Annotated in this window: 22 protein-coding genes and 1 pseudogene; 8 read left to right on the forward strand and 15 right to left on the reverse strand. The window is 57.2% G+C overall.

The genetic code is table 11. The features are described from left to right. Nucleotides 1-17 precede the first annotated feature (17 nt). The 8 genes and pseudogenes from PMI22_RS23910 to PMI22_RS32420 all read right to left on the reverse strand — a co-directional run. Nucleotides 18-752: an amino acid ABC transporter ATP-binding protein gene (locus PMI22_RS23910; protein WP_007943546.1), complete on the reverse strand. Its 735-nt coding sequence runs from the start codon at nt 750-752 to the stop codon at nt 18-20. Next, complete coding sequence (locus PMI22_RS23905; RefSeq protein ID WP_033048849.1) at nt 749-1420, reverse strand: amino acid ABC transporter permease; 672 nt, start codon at nt 1418-1420, stop codon at nt 749-751. Before PMI22_RS23905 ends, PMI22_RS23910 begins: the two co-directional genes overlap by 4 nt. Continuing rightward, on the reverse strand, nt 1420-2166 hold the full coding sequence (locus tag PMI22_RS23900; RefSeq protein ID WP_007943550.1) for an amino acid ABC transporter permease: 747 nt from the start codon (nt 2164-2166) through the stop codon (nt 1420-1422). Before PMI22_RS23900 ends, PMI22_RS23905 begins: the two co-directional genes overlap by 1 nt. A gap of 194 nt (nt 2167-2360) precedes the next feature. After that, nucleotides 2361-3275, reverse strand: coding sequence for a glutamate/aspartate ABC transporter substrate-binding protein (locus tag PMI22_RS23895; RefSeq protein WP_007943551.1), 915 nt, complete (start codon nt 3273-3275; stop codon nt 2361-2363). 445 nt (nt 3276-3720) lie between these two features. Continuing rightward, a complete protein-coding gene (gene glpD, locus PMI22_RS23890; protein WP_007943553.1) occupies nt 3721-5259 on the reverse strand; it encodes a glycerol-3-phosphate dehydrogenase in 1539 nt (512 codons plus the stop codon). 281 nt (nt 5260-5540) lie between these two features. Then, on the reverse strand, nt 5541-6296 hold the full coding sequence (locus tag PMI22_RS23885; protein WP_007943555.1) for a DeoR family transcriptional regulator: 756 nt from the start codon (nt 6294-6296) through the stop codon (nt 5541-5543). 94 nt (nt 6297-6390) lie between these two features. Beyond that, on the reverse strand, nt 6391-7896 hold the full coding sequence (glpK, locus tag PMI22_RS23880) for a glycerol kinase GlpK (protein ID WP_007943556.1): 1506 nt from the start codon (nt 7894-7896) through the stop codon (nt 6391-6393). 68 nt (nt 7897-7964) lie between these two features. Further along, nucleotides 7965-8265: pseudogene (locus PMI22_RS32420) on the reverse strand (hypothetical protein); the annotation flags it as partial. Between the two features lie 59 nt (nt 8266-8324). Between PMI22_RS32420 and ybaK the strand changes: the two are divergent. Next, complete coding sequence (gene ybaK, locus PMI22_RS23875; protein WP_007943558.1) at nt 8325-8795, forward strand: Cys-tRNA(Pro) deacylase; 471 nt, start codon at nt 8325-8327, stop codon at nt 8793-8795. A 73-nt stretch (nt 8796-8868) separates the two neighbouring features. Here the strand turns inward: ybaK and PMI22_RS23870 are convergent, their stop codons facing one another. Together PMI22_RS23870 and argF are read right to left on the reverse strand one after the other, a co-directional pair. After that, a complete protein-coding gene (locus PMI22_RS23870; RefSeq protein WP_007943559.1) occupies nt 8869-9978 on the reverse strand; it encodes an ABC transporter ATP-binding protein in 1110 nt (369 codons plus the stop codon). Next, nucleotides 9975-10895, reverse strand: coding sequence for an ornithine carbamoyltransferase (argF, locus tag PMI22_RS23865; protein ID WP_033048851.1), 921 nt, complete (start codon nt 10893-10895; stop codon nt 9975-9977). The genes PMI22_RS23870 and argF overlap by 4 nt, the downstream gene beginning before the upstream one ends. Before the next feature lie 512 nt (nt 10896-11407). Between argF and PMI22_RS23860 the strand changes: the two genes are divergently transcribed. The 3 genes from PMI22_RS23860 (at nt 11408) to grxD (ending at nt 14301) form a co-directional block, all read left to right on the forward strand. Continuing rightward, nucleotides 11408-11614 carry a hypothetical protein gene (locus PMI22_RS23860; RefSeq protein WP_007943562.1) on the forward strand — a complete coding sequence of 69 codons (207 nt, stop codon included), beginning with the start codon at nt 11408-11410 and terminating at the stop codon, nt 11612-11614. 142 nt (nt 11615-11756) lie between these two features. Then, nucleotides 11757-13862, forward strand: coding sequence for a molybdopterin oxidoreductase family protein (locus PMI22_RS23855; protein ID WP_007943563.1), 2106 nt, complete (start codon nt 11757-11759; stop codon nt 13860-13862). A 97-nt stretch (nt 13863-13959) separates the two neighbouring features. Next, a complete protein-coding gene (gene grxD / locus PMI22_RS23850) occupies nt 13960-14301 on the forward strand; it encodes a Grx4 family monothiol glutaredoxin (RefSeq protein WP_007943565.1) in 342 nt (113 codons plus the stop codon). 192 nt (nt 14302-14493) lie between these two features. Here the strand turns inward: grxD and bfr are convergent, their stop codons facing one another. Continuing rightward, nucleotides 14494-14967 (reverse strand): bacterioferritin, encoded by a 474-nt coding sequence (bfr, locus tag PMI22_RS23845; protein WP_007943566.1) that lies wholly within the window; start codon nt 14965-14967, stop codon nt 14494-14496. A 198-nt stretch (nt 14968-15165) separates the two neighbouring features. Next, nucleotides 15166-15384 (reverse strand): bacterioferritin-associated ferredoxin, encoded by a 219-nt coding sequence (locus PMI22_RS23840; RefSeq protein ID WP_007943567.1) that lies wholly within the window; start codon nt 15382-15384, stop codon nt 15166-15168. Nucleotides 15385-15697: 313 nt separating this feature from the next. Here PMI22_RS23840 and PMI22_RS23835 point away from each other — a divergent pair, with 313 nt between their 5' ends. Beyond that, nucleotides 15698-16300 (forward strand): peroxiredoxin, encoded by a 603-nt coding sequence (locus PMI22_RS23835; protein WP_007943568.1) that lies wholly within the window; start codon nt 15698-15700, stop codon nt 16298-16300. Nucleotides 16301-16374: 74 nt separating this feature from the next. Here PMI22_RS23835 and rnt read toward each other — a convergent pair whose 3' ends face one another. Together rnt and pyrC are read right to left on the reverse strand one after the other, a co-directional pair. Further along, nucleotides 16375-17052 carry a ribonuclease T gene (gene rnt / locus PMI22_RS23830; protein ID WP_007943569.1) on the reverse strand — a complete coding sequence of 226 codons (678 nt, stop codon included), beginning with the start codon at nt 17050-17052 and terminating at the stop codon, nt 16375-16377. Then, on the reverse strand, nt 17049-18095 hold the full coding sequence (gene pyrC, locus PMI22_RS23825; RefSeq protein WP_007943570.1) for a dihydroorotase: 1047 nt from the start codon (nt 18093-18095) through the stop codon (nt 17049-17051). The genes rnt and pyrC overlap by 4 nt, the downstream gene beginning before the upstream one ends. A 159-nt stretch (nt 18096-18254) precedes the next feature. Between pyrC and PMI22_RS23820 the strand changes: the two genes are divergently transcribed. Both PMI22_RS23820 and PMI22_RS23815 read left to right on the forward strand, forming a co-directional pair. Next, nucleotides 18255-19160, forward strand: a complete 906-nt coding sequence (locus PMI22_RS23820; RefSeq protein ID WP_007943571.1) for a flagellar protein MotY — start codon at nt 18255-18257, stop codon at nt 19158-19160. 129 nt (nt 19161-19289) lie between these two features. Further along, the gene (locus PMI22_RS23815; protein WP_007943572.1) at nt 19290-20507 is read left to right on the forward strand and encodes an argininosuccinate synthase; all 1218 of its coding nucleotides are present in this window, start codon (nt 19290-19292) and stop codon (nt 20505-20507) included. Nucleotides 20508-20683: 176 nt separating this feature from the next. Here PMI22_RS23815 and PMI22_RS23810 read toward each other — a convergent pair whose 3' ends face one another. Continuing rightward, nucleotides 20684-21265 carry a hypothetical protein gene (locus tag PMI22_RS23810; protein ID WP_007943573.1) on the reverse strand — a complete coding sequence of 194 codons (582 nt, stop codon included), beginning with the start codon at nt 21263-21265 and terminating at the stop codon, nt 20684-20686. 508 nt (nt 21266-21773) lie between these two features. Between PMI22_RS23810 and PMI22_RS23805 the strand changes: the two genes are divergently transcribed. After that, nucleotides 21774-22400 (forward strand): response regulator transcription factor, encoded by a 627-nt coding sequence (locus PMI22_RS23805; protein ID WP_007943575.1) that lies wholly within the window; start codon nt 21774-21776, stop codon nt 22398-22400. Nucleotides 22401-22461 lie beyond the last annotated feature (61 nt).

Here is a 22461-nt window from a genome sequence, read left to right on the forward strand (position 1 = left end):
GGGAGCGGTGGCAGGGCTTAGTGCTGCAGAATCTTGTTGAGGAAGTGCTGTGTGCGCTCGGCACGGGCGCTGATGTCGCCGAAGAACTCCTCCTTCGGGCAGTCCTCGATGATTTTCCCCGCGTCCATGAAGATCACCCGGTCCGCCACTTTACGGGCGAAGCCCATTTCGTGGGTCACGCACATCATGGTCATGCCTTCGTGGGCCAGTTGAACCATCACGTCGAGCACTTCGTTGACCATTTCCGGGTCCAGCGCCGAGGTCGGTTCGTCGAACAGCATGACGATCGGGTCCATCGCCAGCGCGCGGGCAATCGCCACACGCTGTTGCTGGCCACCGGAAAGCTGGCCCGGATGCTTGTGAGCGTGGGCAGACAGCCCGACGCGCTCAAGCAGTTGCAGGCCTTTCTTGGTGGCTTCTTCCTTGCTGCGGCCCAATACCTTGATCTGTGCGATCGTCAGGTTTTCGGTGATGGTCAGGTGCGGGAACAGTTCGAAATGCTGGAACACCATGCCCACGCGCGAACGCAATTTCGGCAGGTTGGTCTTCGGGTCGGCAATCGAGGTGCCATCGACCACGATGTCGCCTTTCTGGAACGGTTCCAGGGCGTTGACGCACTTGATCAGGGTGGATTTACCGGAACCGGATGGCCCGCACACCACGATCACTTCGCCTTTTTTGACATCGGTACTGCAATCAGTCAGTACCTGGAAGTCGCCATACCACTTGTTGATGTTCTTGATAGAGATCATACGGCAAACCTTTTTTGCAGACGCTTGACCAGCAGCGAGGCGGCAAAGCTGATTGTGAAGTACACGAGACCTGCGAAGATCAGGAACTCATTGGAGCGGCCAATGATGTCGCCGCTGGCACGCGAAGCGTTGAGGAAGTCCACCAGGCCGACCGCGTAAACCAGCGAGGTATCCTGGAACAGGATAATGCTCTGTTGCAGCAACAGCGGGGTCATCTTGCGGAACGCCTGCGGCAGGATGATCAGACGCATCATCTGGCCATAGGTCATGCCCAAGGCCTGGGCTGCGCCCATCTGACCCTTGGGAATCGACTGCACACCGGCGCGGACGATTTCGCAGAAGTACGCCGCTTCAAACATCATGAAGGCCACGATGCACGAAGCGAAGGCGCCAATCGGGGTGTCTTCGCCGGTGATCCAGCGCAGCACGAACGGCACCGCCAGATAGAACCAGGTGATCACCAGCAGCAGCGGGATCGAACGGAAGTAGTTGACGTAGGCGCCGGCAAGGTTCGACAGCAGTTTGCTGTGGGACAGGCGGCACAGGGCCAGGATCGTGCCGAGGATAATACCGCCGACCACGCCCATGACCATCAGCTTGAGGGTCATGACCATGCCGTTCCACAAGCCCGGCAGGGAAGGGATGATTCCCGAGAAGTCGAATTCCATCATTTACCCCCTACGGAGATCAGGCCCGGTACGGCCACTTTCTTCTCGACCAGGCGCATCAGCAGCATCAGGCTCATGTTCAGGGTGAAGTAGATCAGGGTTGCCAGGGTGAACGCTTCGAACAGGTTGGCGGAGAACTCGGCCGTCTGCTTGGTTTGCGCGAGCAATTCCATCAGGCCGATCAGCGAGGCCACGGACGTGTTCTTGAACACGTTGAGAAATTCCGAGGTAAGCGGCGGAATGATGATCCGGTAGGCTTGGGGCAGCAGCACGTTCCAATAGATCTGTGGCAGCTTGAAGCCCATGGCGCGAGCGGCGGATTCCTGGCCTTTTGGCAAGGCCTGGATGCCGGTGCGCACTTGTTCGCAAACGCGAGCGGTGGTGAACAGACCCAGGCAGACGACGACACTCAGGAAGGCCGAGGTGACCGGGCTCAGGTCCTGTTTGTACCAGTCCTGCAGGTTTTGCGGCAGCAGGTCGGGCACCAGGAAGTACCAGATGAACAGCTGAACCAGCAGCGGTACGTTACGGAAAAGTTCGACGTAGCAGGTCGCGATGCCCGATACGATGCGATTCGGTACAGTGCGCATGACGCCCAGGATCGAGCCCAGAGTCAGGGCAATGATCCAGGCCACGATGGCGATGGCAATGGTCCAGCCCAAACCGGAGATGTACCAGTCGAGATAGGTCTCGCTGCCAACGCCGGTGGACTTGAAGAACACGCCCCAGTCCCAGTTGTAATTCATTAGGGTCTCCCCTCAGATCGATCAAAGTACAAGTGCCCGCTTGGGGGAAGCTCCGTTCCCGACCCGACCATAATAGTCAGGCACACACGTCCGGCTCGCCAACCACCGGTTCGAGTGTTTCCAAAAATGCCAGCAGGGAGTGACAAACCCCTGAAAGGGCAGCGGCCCTCTCAGGAGACAAGGTTAGTCAGAAATCAGGATTTCTTGTCGTCAGCCGCTTTATCGGTCGGATTGGCGATCAGGGCCTTGAGTTCGTCGCTCATCGGGAAGTTCAGGTTCAGGCCTTTAGGCGGGATTGGCGCCATGAACCATTTTTCGTAGATCTTGTTGATCTCGCCCGACTTGTAAGTGGCGATGATGGCGTCATCCACCGCTTTCTTGAACGGCTCGTCGCCCTTGCGAACCATGCAGCCGTAGATTTCGTAGGATTGCGGCGTGCCGGTCACGGCCCAGTCATCGGCTTTCTTGGCCTTGGCTGCTTCGCCCGCCAGCAAGGCGTCGTCCATCATGAAAGCGACAGCGCGGCCCGATTCCAGCATCTGGAAGGACTCGCCGTGGTCTTTGGCGGAGATGACGTTCATACCCATTTGCTTGTCGGCGTTCATCGACTTGAGCAGACGCTCGGACGTGGTGCCGGCGGTGGTCACGACGTTCTTGCCCTTGAGGTCGGTGAAGTCTTTGTAAGGCGAATCTTTCTTGGACAGCAGACGGGTGCCGATTTCGAAGATGCCAACGGAGAAGTCAACTTGCTGCTGACGCTCTACGTTGTTGGTGGTGGAGCCGCACTCGACGTCCACGGTGCCGTTCTGCACCAGCGGGATACGGGTTTGCGAGGTCACCAGGTTGTATTTGACCTGGAGGTTCGGCATGTCGAGGTCTTTCTTGATGGCTTCGACGATTTTCAGTTGCAGATCGTGGGAGTAGCCAACCGGCTTGCCGGAAGCGTCCGCGATGTACGAAAACGGAATGGAAGCGTCACGATGCCCGAGGGTGATGACACCGGACTCTTTGATCTTTTTCAGGGTGCCGGTGAGTTCGGCAGCGAAAACCGGAGTGCTGATCAGAGCGGCAGCAATGGCTGCGCCCAGGATATGGGGAACGATGCGCATCAAATTGTCCTCGACATTGTTTTTTTTATGGAGCCAGTTTATCGGCCCTTTTGTGCTTCGAAAGCCCGGCGGTCCCTGGAGGGATGGCGCGAAGGCTGTTCGTCAAAGAGTGTAGAGCATGACTCGTGCCAGGCCAGGCTGACTATCTCAACTTGTTGTTTTATAAAGGTATTTAATATTTATGACGGTGTTTTTCGCGAGGAATAATCCGGTTAACCGAATCGACTGGCGGGTCGCGTTCGGAAAACCGAATGTAGATGCCGTACACATAACCCTGTGGGAGCCGGGCTTGCGCGCGATGGCGGTATTACAGCCAGCATCAATGGTGAATGTGACTGCCCCATCGCGGGCAAGCCCGGCTCCCAAAGGGATCTGTGGTGTATTCAGAATGCAAAAGCCCCTGAATCTCTCGATTCAGGGGCTTTTGCTTTAACAGTATTCCCGATCAGGCCGCTTCGATCTTGCTGCGGTTCTGTTCAACCCTGCTCAGGTAATCCGCCAGATTCTGCTGTTCGGCCGCGGTGGTGAACAACCCCAGCTTGCTGCGACGCCACAATACGTCGTGCGCGGTGGTTGCCCATTCATTGCTGCACAGGTAATCGACTTCACGGGTGTAGAGCCCACCACCGATGTGTTCACCCATATCGCTGAGGTTCTGCACGCCTTCGAGCATGCGCCAGGTGCGATTGCCGTAGGTAGTGGCCCAGCGGCGGGCGATTTCGGTTGGCACCCAGTCGAACTGGTCGCGGATCAAGGCACACAAGGCTTGCGGGGTGGTCATGTCTTCGCCGCCCGGCAGCGTGGCGCTCGCAGTCCAGCTTGGCTTGATGTGGGTGAAGTACGGTGCCAGTTGCGCCAGCGCCGACTCGGCCAGTTTTCGGTAAGTGGTCAGCTTGCCGCCAAACACCGAGAGCAATGGCGCTTCCTCACCCGTGCCCGATAGCGCCAGGGTGTAGTCGCGGGTGACGGCCGACGGGTTGTCGGACTCGTCGTTGCACAGCGGGCGAACGCCGGAATAACTGTGCAGGATGTCGTCGCGGCTGACCTGCTTTTTGAAGTGGGCGTTGACTACGTTCAGCAGGTAATCGGTTTCGCCATCGGTGATTGCCACTTTAGCCGGATCGCCGGTGTACTCGCGGTCCGTGGTGCCGATCAGGGTGAAGTGGTTCAGGTACGGAATGGTGAAGACAATACGCTGATCTTCGTTTTGCAGAATGTGCGCGTGTTCACCTTCGTACAGCTTCGGCACGATCAGGTGGCTGCCCTGGATCAGGCGAATGCCGTACGGCGATTCCATCCTCAGGTCGTCACGAATGAACTTGGCGACCCATGGGCCGGCCGCGTTGACCAGTGCCTTGGCGCGGATCGAAAACAGGCTGCCATCGGCGCGTTCCAGGTGCAGGTGCCACAAACCCTTGGTGCGACGAGCGCTGACGCAGCGGGTCTGGGTGTGAACATGGGCGCCTTTTTCGCGGGCGGCCATGGCATTCAAGACTACAAGGCGCGCGTCATCGACCCAGCAATCGGAGTATTCGAAGCCTTTGGTGATTTCGCTTTTCAGCGCACTGTCCGGGCCGAACTTCAGGCTTTTTGAGCCTGCCAGTTTTTCCCGTTTGCCGAGGTTGTCATACAGAAACAGGCCGGCGCGGATCATCCACGTCGGACGCAAGTGCGGGCGGTGCGGCAGGACGAAGCGCATTTGCTTGACGATATGTGGCGCCTTGGCCAACAGCACTTCGCGCTCGGCCAAGGCTTCGCGCACCAAGCGGAATTCGTAATGTTCGAGGTAGCGCAGACCACCGTGGATCAGCTTGCTGCTGGCCGAGGAGGTGTGGCTGGCAAGGTCGTCCTTTTCACAAAGGAACACCGAAAGACCGCGACCGGCGGCATCTGCTGCGATCCCCACGCCATTGATCCCGCCACCGATGACGGCGATATCGTAAACCTCAGCGAGAGGGGGCGTACGCAAGGTGGAAGTGGGCATCGGCTAGCCTCGGTGCTTATTTTATGTATTTGAATTCGAACATTAATGTTCATTTTCGAAAATGGTAGCCCATAAATACGCCCGCAGCCAGTTAACTTCGATTAAAAAAACTCATCGAAGGGTGGTTAAAGGAAAATTTACGAACATTCGCGCACGGATCGTTCCCACGCTCCGCGTGGGAATGCATCAATAGACGCTCTGCGTAGGCTTTGAGACGGGACGCGGAGCGTCCCTGGCGGCATTCCCACGCAGAGCGTGGGAACGATCTGTGCGGAGGGGGTTTAAACGACTTCGAGTCTGATCTTGTGCTGACTCAACAACTGCGCCAACGCTGGCACAGGTGGCTGATCGGTGACCAAACAGTCGATCAGGCTGATCGGCCCCAGGCGAATCATGGCGTTGCGCCCGAATTTGCTGGAGTCCGCCGCCAGAATCACTTGCCGTGCATTGGCAATGATCGCCTGCGATACGCGCACTTCCTGATAATCGAAGTCCAGCAGGCTGCCGTCTTCATCGATGCCACTGATGCCCACCAGTGCGAAGTCGACTTTGAACTGGTTGATAAAATCGACGCTAGCCTGACCGACCACACCACCATCACGTCGCACGTTGCCGCCAGTCAGCAGCACGTCGAAGTCGTCCTTGGCGCTGAGCATCGAAGCTACGTGCAGGTTGTTGGTGATGATTTTCAGGTGATTGTGATTGAGCAGCGCCCGGGCAATCGATTCGGTGGTGGTGCCGATATTGATGAACAGCGAGGCGTGATCGGGGATCTGTGCGGCAATGGCTTCACCGATACGCTGTTTCTCATCGCGCATCTGGTCGGCACGCATGGCGTAGGCGGTGTTTTCGACACTGGAGTCGTAAGCCGCGCCGCCGTGGTAACGACGCAATAGATTGGCTTCCGCGAGCTGATTGATATCGCGGCGGATGGTCTGCGGGGTAACGACGAACAGCGTGGCCATTTCTTCGATACTGACGTAGCCGCGTTCGCGAACCAGTTCGAGGATTTGCTGCTGACGGGGAGGCAGATTCATGGGGCTTCCTTTGGGCTGCCGTGCAAAATTTGCCCATGATGCCGCAGGAATCTGCTCCCTGCCAGTTACAACCTATTCGGAACCTGCTGTTGGCTTATTCAGCGCCTTCATGGGGTTCCCAGTCGCGGGTGCGGCTGACCGCTTTTTTCCAGCCTACGTAGAGTTTTTCCTTGGCGGTTTCGTCCAGTGTCGGTTCGAATTCGCGCTCGATCACCGCTTTGCCACGCAGTTCTTCCAGGCTGCCCCAGAAGCCGCACGCCAGGCCCGCCAGGTACGCAGCGCCGAGTGCGGTGGTTTCACGCATTTGCGGGCGCTCGACCCGAGTGCCGAGGATGTCGGCCTGGAACTGCATCAGGAAGTTGTTCGCCACCGCGCCGCCATCCACGCGCAGGGATTTCAGTCGTTCGCCGGAGTCCTGTTGCATGGCGTCGAGCACATCGCGAGTCTGGTAGGCAATCGATTCCAGCGCGGCACGAATGATGTGATCCACGCGTACGCCGCGAGTCAGGCCGAACAGCGCGCCACGTGCATACGGGTCCCAGTACGGAGCCCCCAGGCCAGTGAAGGCCGGCACCAGGTACACGCCGTTGCTGTCCTTCACTTTGTTGGCGAAATATTCGGTGTCATGGGCGTCGTTGATGATCTTCAGTTCGTCACGCAGCCATTGAACCGTGGAGCCGCCGTTGAACACCGCGCCTTCCAGGGCGTAGGCCACTTCGCCGCGCGGGCCGCACGCGATGGTGGTCAGCATGCCGTGCCTGGACTTCACCGCTTTGTTGCCGGTGTTCATCAGCAGGAAGCAGCCGGTGCCGTAGGTGTTTTTCGCCTGGCCGGGCTCGACGCACATCTGGCCGAACAGGGCAGCCTGCTGGTCACCGGCGATACCGCCGATGGCGATGCCGCTTTTGGTGTGGCCGTAGATTTCCGACGACGACTTCACTTGCGGCAGCATCTCGCGTGGAATATCCAGGATCTCCAGCATCTTCGCGTCCCACTCCAGGGTGTGGATGTTGAAGAGCATGGTGCGCGAGGCGTTGGTGTAATCGGTGATGTGGACTTTGCCGCCGGTATATTTCCAGATCAGCCAGCTGTCGACGGTGCCGAACAGGATTTCGCCGTTGCGCGCACGCTCGCGACTGCCTTCGACGTTGTCGAGGATCCACTTGAGCTTGGTGCCGGAGAAATACGGGTCGGTGACCAGCCCCGTGGTGTCGCTGATGTATTGCTCGTGACCGTCGCGCTTAAGCTGCTCACAGATCTCGGTGCTGCGGCGGCACTGCCAGACGATCGCGTTGTAGATCGGGCGGCCGGTAGTCTTGTCCCAGACGACGGTGGTTTCGCGCTGGTTGGTGATGCCGATGGCCGCGACCTGGTCGTGATGCAGGCCGGCTTGCGCCAGGGCCTCGACCATCACGGCGCTTTGGGTAGCGAAGATTTCCATCGGGTCATGTTCAACCCACCCGGCTTGCGGGTAATGCTGGGCGAATTCGCGCTGTGCGGTGCTGACCACGTTCGCGTCGCGGTCGAAAACGATGGCGCGGGAGCTGGTCGTACCCTGATCGAGGGCAACGATGTAGTTCTTATTCTGAGTATCGGTCATGTCGATTGCCTTGGACGAAATAAGGAAGTGAAGTCAGGCGCGCACCACAGGATCACGCGCCTACGGTATCAAGAAGTTCTTGGTTTGCCGACAATGGCCGGTGTTACGTCCTTTGTAGCAGGTGTGGCTCTGGGCAGATGACGGGCAATCAACCCCGCCAGAGAACGAAGTTTCATTTCAGCCGGCGAAGAAAGTCATCAGCTTCGGCCCGAAATCTCGTGCCGGGTTCCTCGCTAAACCGGTCAGCGGCCCCATAGAGCTGCCAATCACCGCAATCAACATATGATGAGTTTGTTCGAAGTCGAAGAATAGATTGCTGTACTGCGTGTAAACCAAAAACGCGTCACAGAACGCGCCCGCCACTTGGGCGAGGAATGGCCTAGAATCGAGCGCAAGATTTTTATACTGCCGCTCAGTCTGGAGCTGTCATGACCCCCGCATTGGATTTGTTGAAAAAAGTTCGAGCCGAACATCGCGTGCACAGTTACGAACATGATCCCAAGGCCGCGTCCTATGGATTGGAGGCTGCCGAGAAACTGGGGCTCGACCCGGCTCAAGTGTTCAAGACGTTGTTGGCGGCCAGCGAAAAAGGCGAATTACTGGTGGCGGTGGTACCGGTTGGCGGAACTCTGGACTTGAAGCACCTGGCTCATGCGGCGGGTGTGAAAAAAGTCGAAATGGCCGATCCGGCCGCCGCGCAACGATCCACCGGCTATTTGTTGGGCGGCATTAGCCCGCTGGGGCAGAAAAAGCGTTTGCGCACTTTTATCGACCATTCGGCTCAGCCTTTTGCCAGCATTTTTGTCAGTGCCGGTCGGCGTGGTCTGGAAGTGGAATTGGCGCCGGCGGTTTTGGCTGAACACACTCAGGCCAAGTTCGCCGACATTGGCCGCGCTTGAATTAGAGGCGGGGAAAGATTGACGGGAGTGAGACCGGCAAGCCGGTCTCACTCCCACATTTGGTCCGCGTGTATCAGTTGGCGGTGCTGTAGCGGCGCACGCCGGACTCGACGGCAGGAATCTGCGCGGCAGTGCTTCCTGATGCCTGAAACAACACCAGGTGTTCAGCCGCTACACGAATGCCGACGTCAGCACCGACCTGCCGATCCACATGGCTCGGGAAAATCGACTCCAGTTGCGCCCCGGTCGGCATCTGCAATCGGTACAACGTCGATGCGCCCTGGAACGACTTGCCGACAATCCGCGCCTTCAATGCACTGTCCGGTGCATAAACGATATCGTCCGGACGCAGCAACACATCCACTGCACTACCGACCGGCCAGGTGTAGGCACGATTGCCGCGCAACTCGCCCAACTCGGTCTGCACCGACTCCGGGCTGCTCAACTGGCCACGGATGAAATAGCCCTGGCCGATGAAGCTGGCTACAAACGGTGTCAGCGGTTCGTGATACAGGTTGTAGGGCGTATCCCACTGTTCCAGGCGACCTTCCTTGAACACCCCTACATGGTCGCTGACCGCGAAGGCTTCTTCCTGGTCGTGGGTCACCAGAATCGCGCTGGTGCCACGGGCCTTGAGAATGTCGCGTACTTCATGGCTGAGCTTGCGCCGCAACTCGCCATCGAGGTTGGAAAACGGTTCGTCGAGCAGCAGCAGTTGCGGTTCCGGTGCCAGGGCACGGGCCAGGGCCACACGTTGCTGCTGACCGCCGGACAGTTCATGCGGGAAGCGCTTGCCGAGGTTTTTCAGGTTGACCAGTTCCAGCAACTCTTCGGTCACGCGTTCCTTCTGCGGGTGCTTGCGGATGCCGAAGGCGATGTTGTCGGCCACGCTCAAATGCGGAAACAGCGCGTAGTCCTGGAACACCATGCCGATCCGACGCTTCTCCGGGGCGAGGGTGAAACCGGCGCGGGAAAGCGTCTCGCCCGCCAAGGTGATTTCACCTTCGTGCACCGGTTCGAAACCGGCAATCGCCCGTAGCGTTGTGGTCTTGCCGCAACCCGAGGAGCCCAGCAGGCAACCGATATCACCGGCATTCAAATGCAGGTTGAGGTTTTGTACGACCCGCTGGTCTTGATAGCCGCAGGCGAGGTTGCGCAGGTTAAGCAGTAATGGCTGACTCATGCGTGGTGGTACGCCGGCTCGACGAGAAATTCGAGCAGGGCCTTTTGTGCGTGAAGACGGTTTTCCGCTTGATCCCAGGCCACGGAGCGCTTGTCGTCGAGCAAGTCGACGCTGATCTCCTCGCCGCGGTGGGCGGGCAGGCAATGCATGAACAGCACATCGTCTGCGGCGAGGTCCAGCAAGGCGCGATTGACCTGGTAGGGCGCGAACAGCTTCAAGCGCTTGGCGGTTTCTTCTTCCTGGCCCATGGAGGTCCAGACATCGGTGCTCACCAGGTGGGCGCCGCGCACAGCGTCCTTTGGATCGCGGACGATGGTCACCCGATCTTCGGCTCTGGCCACGAACTCGGGGTTGGGTTCATAACCTTCAGGACAGGCAACGCGCAGCTGGAAGTCGAACTGGATCGCCGCTTCTATATAGCTGTTGCACATGTTGTTGCCGTCGCCGATCCAGGCCACGGTCTTGCCCTGGATCGAACCGCGATGTTCGAGGAAGGTTTGCATGTCGGCCAGCAACTGGCACGGGTGCAGGTCGTCGGACAGGCCGTTGATCACTGGCACACGGGAGTTGGCGGCGAATTCGGTCAGGGTGCTGTGGGCAAAGGTTCGGATCATCACCGCATCGAGCATGCTCGACATGACGATCGCGCTGTCGCCGATCGGCTCGCCACGGCCCAGTTGCGTGTCGCGCGACGACAGGAAGATCGCCTGGCCGCCGAGCTGGATCATGCCGGCTTCGAAGGAGATCCGGGTGCGGGTCGAGGACTTATCGAAAATCATCCCCAGTACGCGGTTTTTCAGAGGCTCGAACAGTACGCCGCGGTTACGCAGGTCCTTGAGCTCAACGCCTCGACGGATCACGCTGACCAGCTCTTCGGGCGTGCAATCCATCAGGGAGAGAAAGTGCCTTGCGCTCATCATTGACTACCTTTTTGCTACAAACCGCAGATGCTCAAAGCCTTGTTTAACGGAACAACGGGCGAGACCTGCGGCGTAAGCCGCACGGGGCGACGAAATAGGGAAAGGCGCGATCTTATAATTAAATGTCGCGTCTTACCAATAGGAGGCTTGTTTCGTAAGGCTTTTCTCGTCTTCTGTCAGACGTGTGGGCCAAACATGGGCCAAAACAGTGAAATTACAGCGGGTTAAACTCGGCTCAATCAAAGGTGGAAATGATCCATTCCGCGAAGGTCGAGAGCAGCATTTGTACACTGTGACCGAGCTGGTTTGCAATAAAGGCTGGGTTCAGGCACGAACATAGCGCGCGCGTCTGTTCGGGGGCTGCGGGCCGAAAAGTCCTGGTTATTCGAGGTTGGCGTTGTTTGCTGTTACGGTTTACAAACCGGTATCTGGCCATGCTCAGGTATCCTCTGCCTCATTGCGTGGTGTCGACTGAATCAAGTCCAAACACCCCAAGGAGGGATCCCTGTATGTCGATCGAAAAAAACGGATATGCAGGCCTGACGCGTCTTCGTCGAGTTTCTCCGGCTTTTGATATGGCGGTGCTTTCCACGGTCATGGGCTTCGCGATTATCGCCAGCAGAATTTATCCCGGGCTCCCTAGCGCAGTGGTGGGGGCCATCGTCGGTGCTTTTATCGGCGTGAAGAATTTCAAGGAAGATACGAGTGCAGATTGATTCGACCCAGTTTCGCAGCCATCGGCTGGCCTGATGGTCGCCGATTCACAAGACGAACGTCGCTGGCGCAGCAGCGGGTCTGGCGCCATAGTTTTGTTCCCGCGGCCGCTAATGCCCGTCCAGAACAAGACAGAGACTGGCCATGACCAAGACTCTCCATCACCGTGCCTGCCACTTGTGTGAAGCCATTTGCGGCCTGACCATCGAAACCTCCGAGGTCGACGGTGCTGTGCAAATCACCTCGATCAAGGGCGATTCGCTGGATACGTTCAGCCGCGGGCACATCTGCCCCAAGGCGGTGGCGCTGCAAGATATTCAGAACGATCCGGATCGTCTGCGTCAGCCCATGTTGCGAGTGGGCAGCGAATGGCAGCCAATCGCGTGGGAAGACGCCTTCAACCTTGTCGCCGAACGCCTGGCGGCGATTCAGGAGCGGAACGGGCAGAACGCGGTGGCGGTGTACCAAGGCAATCCCAGCGTGCATAACTACGGGTTGATGACCCACAGCAATTACTTCCTCGGCCTGCTGAAAACCCGCAACCGCTTTTCCGCGACTTCGGTTGACCAGCTGCCGCATCACCTGACCAGTCATCTGATGTACGGCCATGGTTTTTTGTTGCCGATCCCGGACATCGATCACACCGATTTCATGCTGATCCTGGGTGGTAACCCGCTGGCGTCCAACGGCAGCATCATGACCGTGCCGGATGTGGAAAAACGCTTGAAAGCGATTCAGGCCCGGGGCGGCAAAGTGGTGGTGGTCGATCCGCGCCGCAGCGAAACCGCGGCGATGGCCGATCAACATCTGTTCGTACGGCCCGGTGGCGATGCTGCGTTGTTGTTCGGGCTGCTCAATACCTTGTTGGCTGAAAACCTGACCCGTGACAGCCATCTGCCGGTTGACGGTCTGGATGATGTGCGTCAGGCCATCGCCACGTTCACCGCCGAAGCCATGAGCCCGTTGTGCGCGGTGCCGGCCGAACAGATCCGCCAACTGGCCCGGGATTTCGCGGCTGCACCGACAGCGGTGTGTTATGGCCGCATGGGCGTCTCGACCCAAGCGTTCGGTACGCTGTGCCATTGGCTGGTGCAACTGATCAATCTGGTCACAGGCAACCTTGATCAGGTCGGTGGCGCGCTGTGCACCGAACCGGCAGTGGACTTGGTGGCGTCCACCTCGGGTGGGCATTTCAATCGCTGGCAAAGCCGCGTGTCCGGTCGTCCAGAATACGGCGGTGAGTTGCCGGTGTCGGCCTTGGCCGAAGAGATGCTCACGGAAGGGGAAGGGCAGGTGCGCGCACTGATCACCGTAGCCGGCAATCCGGTGTTATCCACACCCAATGGCCGGCAACTGGAGCAGGCGCTGGATGGCCTGGAGTTCATGGTCAGCGTCGACCTGTACATCAACGAAACCACGCGCTATGCCGACCTGATTCTGCCGTCGACTTCGGCACTGGAAAACGATCACTACGACACCACGTTCAACATGTTCGCCGTGCGTAACGTGACACGCTTCAACCGTGCAATTCTGGCCAAGCCTGAAGGTGCCCTGCATGACTGGGAGATCTTCGTCGGCCTGGCCAAGGCGTTTGCCGCCAGGACCGGCAAGGAATTGAAGCCGACCATCGCGCCGGCGCAAATGATCGATCTTGGCTTGCGGATGGGGCTCTACGGCGACGCTTCGGAACACAGACTGTCGTTGGCAACCTTGTTCGATCATCCTCATGGTGTCGACCTGGGCGCACTGAAATCCAACCTCGCGCCGCGCCTCAAAACCGCCAATCAGCACGTGCAGGCTGCACCGCCGGAGATTATTGCCGACCTTGCGCGCTTCGCTGCTCTAGAGGCACCGGCCGCAGATCAGTTGCTGATGATTGGCCGCCGTCATGTGCGCAGCAACAACTCGTGGATGCACAACTATCACCGTCTGGTGAAGGGCAAGCCGCGCCATCAATTGCTGATGCACCCGGACGACCTCGCCAGTCGCGGACTCAACGATGGCCAGCGAGTGCGGGTGAGTTCGCGGGTTGGCATGATCGAAGTGGAAGTGCTCGCCAGCCTGGACATGATGAAAGGCGTGGTCAGTCTGCCGCACGGTTGGGGTCATGCGCGGCCGGGTGTGCAGATGACGATTGCCAGTGGCCAGCCGGGTTCCAGCGCCAACGACCTGACGGACGAGTGTCAGCTTGACGAGTTGTCGGGGAATGCGGCGTTGAACGGCGTGCCGGTGACGGTAGTGGCGGCGTGATCGTGTCTGTCGGGCAGACCGAGCATGGCGCTCGGGTTTCCGTTACAATGCGCCACCGAGCCGACCTCTGAGTCGGAAAGTTCAGCCGAGGTGCTCCATGGATATCATCGAAACGATTAAAGAGCAGATTGCTAACAACACCATTCTGCTTTACATGAAAGGTTCGCCGAATGCCCCGCAGTGTGGCTTCTCTGCGAAAGCCGCGCAGGCCGTGATGGCATGTGGTGAAAAGTTTGCGTACGTGGACATCCTCCAGAACCCGGAAATCCGCGCCAACCTGCCAAAATACGCTAACTGGCCAACCTTCCCGCAACTGTGGGTCGGTGGTGAGCTGGTCGGCGGTAGCGACATCATGACCGAGATGGCTGCTGACGGTTCGTTGCAGACCACGATCAAAGCGGCTGTTGAAGCGGCTGCTGCAAACAAGACTGAAGCGTAAGTCGATCGGCTCCCCTGTAGGAGCTGTCGAGTGAAACGAGGCTGCGATCTTTTGATCTCCAGCAAATAAAAAGCCCCGCCCCTTGATATAGAGGGGCGGGGCTTTTTGTTGCGCTTGTGTAAGTTGGTGCGATGTCGACGCGGCTATCGCCGGATCGCAGCCTCGTTGCACTCGACAGCTCCTACACAGCTCCTACTCTTCGCCCATCTGCGATTGCAGATAGTTCTCAAGACCGACTTTATCGATCAGGCCCAGTTGGGTTTCCAGCCAGTCGATATGTTCTTCTTCGGACTCAAGAATGTCTTCGAGCAGGTCACGGCTACCGAAGTCGCCGACCGTTTCGCAATGAGCGATAGCGACTTTAAGGTCGGCATGGCCGGTGCGTTCGATACGCAGATCGCACTCAAGCATTTCCTGGGTGTGTTCGCCGATCTGCAGCTTGCCCAGGTCCTGGACGTTCGGCAGGCCTTCAAGGAACAGGATGCGCTTGATCAGCTTGTCTGCATGCTTCATCTCGTCGATGGATTCGTGGTATTCGTGCTTGCCGAGCTTGTTCAGGCCCCAATCTTCGTACATGCGGGCATGCAGAAAGTATTGATTGATCGCGACCAGCTCATTGGCAAGGATCTTGTTGAGATGCTGGATGACTGTAACGTCGCCTTTCATGATGGGGTCCTGCCCTAAGTAGCTGTCTATAACGCTGAGTTTGAGCCGCGTATGTAATAGTGTCAAACCTAAGTTATTGAAACTTATATGAAAATTAATCGGAATAAGAATGTTTGTGTTCCGCGTCTAGAGCGTAAGCAGTTGATTTTCAGGCATAAAAAAACCGGACATCAAGTCCGGTTCTTTGAAACAGGGTAATTAAGCGGCAGTAAATTCTACAGGGAACGGAATGGCTGCCTGGGCCGATTGCAATTTGGTCAGGGTTTCGCGAACCACTTCCTTTGCAAGACAGGCGCATTTGCCGCATTGGCTGGCTACGCCGGTGGCCTGACGGACTTCCTTATAGCTGCAGCAACCTTCATAGATTGCATCGCGGATTTGACCGTCGGTGACGCCAGTGCAGAGGCAGACATACATAAGAGAAAACCGTCGCTGGTGGTGACTCAATTGCGATGGATCTTAATGTTAACGAGAATGATTGTCAAAGTGCTTTCTGAAAGCTTCGCGTTATAAGCGGACGTGACCGACGAACGGTTTTCATCCGGGCAATCTGCCAGTAATGGTCATGACGGTAAATTTAACCCTCCTGCAAAAAACCGTTGAGGACAGCTCAAAAACGCCGTGTATGATGGTCGGTCCTTCGAAGCGGATCGTGTCACAGGGCTGTCGCCTGAGGGTGGCAGGCTGATGCGTATCCAGTTCTTCACGTTAATAGACCAGGAGATATCCAATGAGCGTACTCGTAGGCAAACAAGCCCCGGACTTCACCGTTCCAGCTGTGCTGGGCAATGGCGAAATCGTAGACAGCTTCACCCTGTCGTCGGCCATCAAAGGCAAATACGGCCTGGTGTTCTTCTACCCACTGGACTTCACCTTCGTTTGCCCGTCCGAGCTGATCGCTCTGGACAACCGCATGTCTGACTTCAAGTCGCGCAACGTTGAAGTGATCGCCGTTTCGATCGACTCGCACTTCACCCACAACGCCTGGCGTAACACCCCGGTAAACAATGGTGGTATCGGCGAAGTTCGTTACACCATGGCTGCCGACATCAAGCACGAAATCGCCAAGGCCTACGACGTTGAGTCCGAAGGCGGCGTGGCTTTCCGTGGCGCATTCCTGATCGACGACAAAGGCGTTGTCCGTTCGCAGATCATCAACGACCTGCCGCTGGGCCGTAACATTGAAGAGCTGGTCCGTCTGGTCGACGCTCTGCAATTCCACGAAGAGCACGGCGAAGTTTGCCCTGCCAACTGGAAAAAAGGCGACAAAGGCATGACCGCTTCGACCGAAGGCGTTGCGGCTTACCTGACCGAGAACGCTGCGGCGCTGTAAGCCCAGGCGTCAGGCAATAAAAAACCGGCCTCTGATGAGGCCGGTTTTTTTATGGGCGGGATAAATCAACAGGATCAGTCGTTGAAGTCTTCCCAGCCGCCCATTTGTTTCCAGCGATTGACGATGCCGCAGAACAGCTCGGCCGTCTTCTCGGTGTCATAACGAGCCGAGTGAGCCTCGCGACCGTCGAAGTCGATATCGGCGGCCTGACAGGCCTTGGCCAGCACGGTTTGACCGTAAGCCAGGCCGGCAAGGGTCGCGGTGTCGAAGCTGGAGAACGGATGAAACGGGTTACGTTTCATGTCCAGGCGTGCGACCGCTGCATTGAGGAAGCCCAGGTCGAAGCTGCTGTTGTGGCCGACCAGAATCGCCCGTTTGCAACTGTTGGCTTTCAGAGCCTTGCGGATGCCACGGAAAATATCGGTCAGGGCCGCTTCTTCGCTCACCGCCATGCGCAGCGGGTGATCGAGTTTGATCCCGGTGAATTCCAGCGCAGCCGCTTCGATGTTCGCGCCTTCAAAAGGCTCTACACGGAAGAAGTAGGTGTGATCAGGGTACACAAACCCTTTCTCGTCCATTGCGATGGTGGTCGCCGCAATTTCCAGCAGGGCATCGGTGGCCGAGTTGAAACCACCGGTTTCTACGTCGACGACAACCGGCAGGTAGCCACGGAATCTGGCAGCCATTGGATGACGAGGACCGCCTCCACCGCCTTGACCGTCCTGTTCGTCGTCGAAATGGTCTTCACTCACGCGTGTTCCTCCAGCAGGCGCCAGCGCAGTTTTTCACCGGCGCGCAGCGGGATAACGGTCAGCTCGCCAAACGGCAGGCTGGTTGGGGCGGTCCACTCATCGCGGACCAGGGTAATGCGGTCGGTGTTCGCTGGCAGGCCATAGAAGCGCGGGCCGTTGAGGCTGGCGAACGCTTCGAGCTTGTCCAGCGCGTTGCGTTGCTCGAACGCTTCGGCATACATCTCGATGGCCGCATAAGCGGTGTAGCAACCAGCGCAGCCGCACGCGGCTTCCTTGGCGTGCTGGGCGTGGGGGGCCGAGTCGGTGCCCAGGAAGAATTTTTCGCTGCCGCTGGTGGCAGCGTCGAGCAAGGCTTCCTGGTGCGTATTGCGCTTGAGAATCGGCAGGCAATAGAAGTGCGGCCGAATCCCGCCCACCAGCATGTGGTTGCGGTTGTACAGCAGGTGATGCGCAGTGATGGTCGCGCCGACGTTGGCCGAAGCCTCGTTGACGAACTGCACGGCATCGGCGGTGGTGATGTGCTCGAACACCACTTTGAGCGTCGGGAAACGCTCGACCACACGACGCATGTGCTCATCGATGAAGACTTTTTCGCGGTCGAACACGTCGACATCGCCACGGGTGATTTCACCGTGAATCAGCAAAGGCATCCCGACGTCGGCCATGGCCTCAAGCGCGGGGAAGATTTTGTCGATGCTGGTGACGCCAGAATCCGAGTTGGTGGTCGCGCCGGCCGGGTACAGCTTGGCGGCGTACACGAAGCCGCTGGCCTTGGCCTCGCGAATTTCTTCAGGCTGGGTACGGTCGGTCAGGTACAGCACCATCAACGGTTCGAAGCGACTGCCGGCCGGGCGTGCAGCGAGAATCCGCTGGCGATAGCCGTCGGCTTCAGCGGCGTTACGCACCGGAGGTACCAGGTTGGGCATGATGATGGCGCGACCAAAGGTGCGCGCAACATCCGCAACGGTATTGGTCAACACGGCACCATCGCGAAGATGAATGTGCCAGTCGTCGGGACGCAGCAGGGTCAGGCGGTCGAACATGAGGGAATTCCAGGCGGGTCAAACTAGGGGGAATGCTACCGGAAAAGACACTGGCAGGCACTCGCTATCAAGTTTTGCGGGAACGTACCGATATGTATGAGGTATGCCGTAAACATGCGTGTGTCGGTCTTTTTGTCGTAGAAGCCAGTGGAGCCTCCCGTGCGCCAGCGTTATTTAGCCTTGCTCAGTGTGTTTGCCAGCCTTCCTGCGATGGCGCTCACTTTCCAGACACCTCTGGAGAGCATCGAGTGGACGGTCGCAGGTGACAAGTTCGAATGCCGCCTGACTCAGCCGGTTACCGATTTCGGTTCGGGTGAGTTTGTGCGCCGTGCCGGGGAGCAGGCGACGTTTCGGCTCAATGCCTATAACGCGATGATCGGTGGTGGTTCGGCGACTTTGCTGGCCGCCGCCGCACCGTGGCAGCCGGGAAGGGGTGATATCAACCTGGGTTCCATCAGGATCGGCAGCGGCAATGTGCTGTTCAACAGTTCGCAAGCTCAGGCCGGGCGCTTGATCAGCGGATTGATCGATGGCCGCAGCCCGGTGATCCGGCATACGTCCGGCGATGGCCGGGTGTCGGAAGTGCGTCTGTTGCCGGTCAAGTTCAACAAGGCCTTCAGCGACTATCAGAGCTGCGTGGCGAAACTGCTGCCGAAGAATTTCGAACAGGTTAAAAAGTCCGAAATCGGCTTCCCGGGTGAAAGCATTGATCTTGACCCGCAGGCCAAGGCTCAGTTACACGTGATGCTGGAGTTCATGAAGGTTGACCCGTCGGTGAATCATATCGAGCTCGACGGGCACTCCGACAACAGCGGCAATCGCCTGACCAACCGCGAGCTGTCACGTCGCCGTGCCTTGGCGGTGATGGACTACTTCAAGGCTAACGGCATTCAGGAGTCGCAGATCACGATGCGCTTTCATGGTGAGCGCTACCCCGTGGCGCCGAATACCAATGCTGGCAATCGCGCGAAAAATCGTCGGGTGGCGGTGCGACTGGAACGTGTGGCGCCGACCGAGCAAGTTGCGCCTCAAATCGCTACGGGCAGTGCCCCGGCAACTTCCTGACTCGCCGGTCATCGTCGCGCTCTCGACAGATTCTGTCGCTTCGTCGTCATAAGCTGTCGCGCCTCTGTAAATTATCGCGTTGGACCGGTAGACTTCCCGGCTTTCCGTAGAACCCCGTGGAGTGATGGCATGGCGGACGTAAACAAGGTCGTTCTGGCGTATTCCGGCGGCCTGGACACTTCGGTGATCCTCAAGTGGCTGCAGGATACATATAACTGTGAAGTGGTGACGTTCACCGCTGACCTGGGTCAGGGCGAAGAGGTCGAACCTGCGCGCGCCAAGGCGCAGGCCATGGGCGTCAAAGAGATCTACATCGACGACTTGCGCGAAGAATTCGTGCGTGATTTCGTTTACCCAATGTTCCGCGCCAACACCGTTTACGAAGGCGAGTACCTGCTGGGTACTTCCATCGCTCGTCCGTTGATCGCCAAACGCCTCATCGAAATCGCCAACGAAACCGGCGCTGACGCCATTTCCCACGGCGCCACCGGCAAGGGCAACGACCAGGTTCGTTTCGAACTGGGCGCGTATGCCTTGAAACCAGGTGTGAAAGTGATCGCACCGTGGCGCGAATGGGACCTGCTGTCCCGTGAAAAGCTGATGGATTACGCTGAAAAGCACAACATCCCGATCGAGCGTCACGGAAAGAAAAAATCCCCGTACTCGATGGATGCCAACCTGCTGCACATCTCCTATGAAGGCGGCGTGCTGGAAGACACCTGGACCGAGCACGAAGAAGACATGTGGAAATGGACCGTCTCCCCGGAGAACGCTCCAGACAAACCGCAATACCTGGAATTGACCTACCGTAACGGCGACATCGTTGCACTGGACGGCGTCGAAATGACCCCGGCCACCGTGCTGGCGACCCTGAACCGTATCGGTGGTGAACACGGTATCGGTCGTCTCGACATCGTCGAGAACCGTTACGTGGGCATGAAGTCCCGTGGCTGCTACGAAACACCAGGCGGCACCATCATGCTGCGCGCTCACCGTGCGATCGAATCGATCACGCTGGACCGCGAAGTAGCTCATCTCAAAGACGAGCTGATGCCGAAATACGCCAGCCTGATCTACACCGGTTACTGGTGGAGCCCTGAGCGTCTGATGCTGCAACAAATGATCGACGCGTCCCAGGCCCACGTGAACGGCGTTGTTCGCCTGAAGCTGTACAAGGGCAATGTGATCGTTACGGGTCGCAAGTCCGACGAATCGTTGTTTGATGCCAACATCGCAACCTTCGAAGAAGACGGCGGCGCTTACAATCAGGCCGACGCGGCGGGCTTCATCAAGCTCAACGCCTTGCGTATGCGCATTGCTGCGAACAAAGGCCGGAAGTTGTTCTGAGCCCGTTGACGCAGTCATAGAGGTGTGGCCTTGTCGGTGACAAGGCCACACATCTGAAAAGGGAAGTTTTTCCTGTAGTGCAGTGTTTTCAGTGTACTGCTTGTAACGTGTACGATTCCTTCTGATTCTTTGCTCTCTTGTGCAACCTGGAGAGTTGTCCTCTTCGACTGTTGGCATCAAGCCATAGTCGTCACACCTTGTGAGCTCACGTTATAGGCGACCCAGAACGCTGTGTTGCTGCGTTTCCTTGCGAGCCTTGAATGCTTGAGCGCGCTTTCTTTCAGTAGTGCCTCTGAATCGGTACACGTCAGAAATACGATCAACCGGGCAGAAGGTGTATGAGTTGACCTGAATTTCTCGATCAAGGTGTTGAACTCGATTTTTTTGCTCATCCTTCGTACATCGACGATGTGCAGATCCTTTAGCAATGGCGGCAATCGTATCTGATGTTCCACTCCGTACCCGTTAGATTCGGCCGGTGCGCAACTATCCGATTGATCAGCGTTGGCCATCACCTTTATGAAATGTTTTCCCTTCTCAAAATCAGAGGGCGCGTACAGCGATCGGTAGTTGAAGTTGAGTGTGGCGAAGAATAAAAAAAGCAAATAAAAGGGGAAGCTGATAAGGAACCAGATGTAAATCTTGCGCTCGTCATTATCGAGAAAGGGAAGCGAAATAGCCGCTGAGGTTTCAGATAGTGCTGCAAATGCCGCAATGATTGTCATGGGGTTGGTGATTCTTGATTTGAGTTTTATCATGTTTTCTGCTCATGAAAGAGTATCTTTTCTCGATTGGTTAGTTGAGGTTGTCCGCGTATTTTTTAGTTTTCTTATGTTGGATTGATGGTTTTTCAGGTTTCCTTTTAGTTTGTTTGCCAGTGAGTGTGATAGTAGCCGGATTAATGAAAGAGCAGGTATGACTGTTGTTCATGTTTAAGAAAAGTTCTGTTGGTTTTTAATGCAGGAGTGTTGCTCGATGTTGATTTTTAAGCGTAGCTCAATCGCTGGTGTTTGTCGGGTTGCCCGTTCACCGTTCTGCCCCCGTGTTTTTAGGATGCAGATACAAAAAACTCAAAGAGCGACGCGTTGATGGGCAGGTAAAATTTAAGACACACAGTATTTGTGCAATTCTTGTAAGAATTATCCTTCTTGTTTGTAGGGTATGTCTCTCGGTGTGGGTCGTTGAGGGGGGCGGCATGCCATGGATGAAACGACTAGGCTATTGTGCGGGCTCTAAAAATTCGAACAGCGAAAATTGGACTTGCCCATGAATAAAGTGCTGATCGTGGATGATCACCCCGTCATTCGTCTTGCGGTACGTATGCTAATGGAGCGCCATGGCTACGAAGTCATTGCTGAAACAGATAACGGCGTGGACGCATTACAACTGGCTCGCGAACTTATGCCCGATATCGTCATTCTGGATATTGGAATACCGAAGCTGGATGGGCTGGAGGTCATAGCGCGACTGACATCGACGGCGATGCCACTTAAAGTGTTGATACTGACATCACAAGCCCCCGGACATTTTTCCATGCGTTGCATGCAGTCAGGGGCGGCAGGGTATGTTTGCAAACAGCAGGATCTCACTGAGCTGCTCAGTGCGATAAAAGCGGTTCTATCAGGCTACAGTTACTTTCCGAATCAAGCCTTGCATACCGTACGGTCGAGTCTTGGCAATGCCAGTGAAGCCGATATGGTGGATCGTCTGTCCGGACGTGAAATGATGGTGTTACAGCAGTTGGCCAGAGGAAAGACCAATAAGGAAATTGCCGATGGAATGTTCCTCAGCAATAAAACCGTCAGCACTTACAAAACGCGCCTGTTGTTGAAGCTCAATGCTCGCTCATTGGTCGATCTGATCGAACTGGCTCAACGCAACGGTCTGGTATAAGTGCCACTGCTGGCTGATGTGGCGGCGTTCATCAGGAATCGGCACTTAGTAAAAAGCCTCC

The organism is Pseudomonas sp. GM21 (assembly GCF_000282215.1).
In the GTDB taxonomy this organism is placed as follows: Bacteria; Pseudomonadota; Gammaproteobacteria; order Pseudomonadales; family Pseudomonadaceae; genus Aquipseudomonas.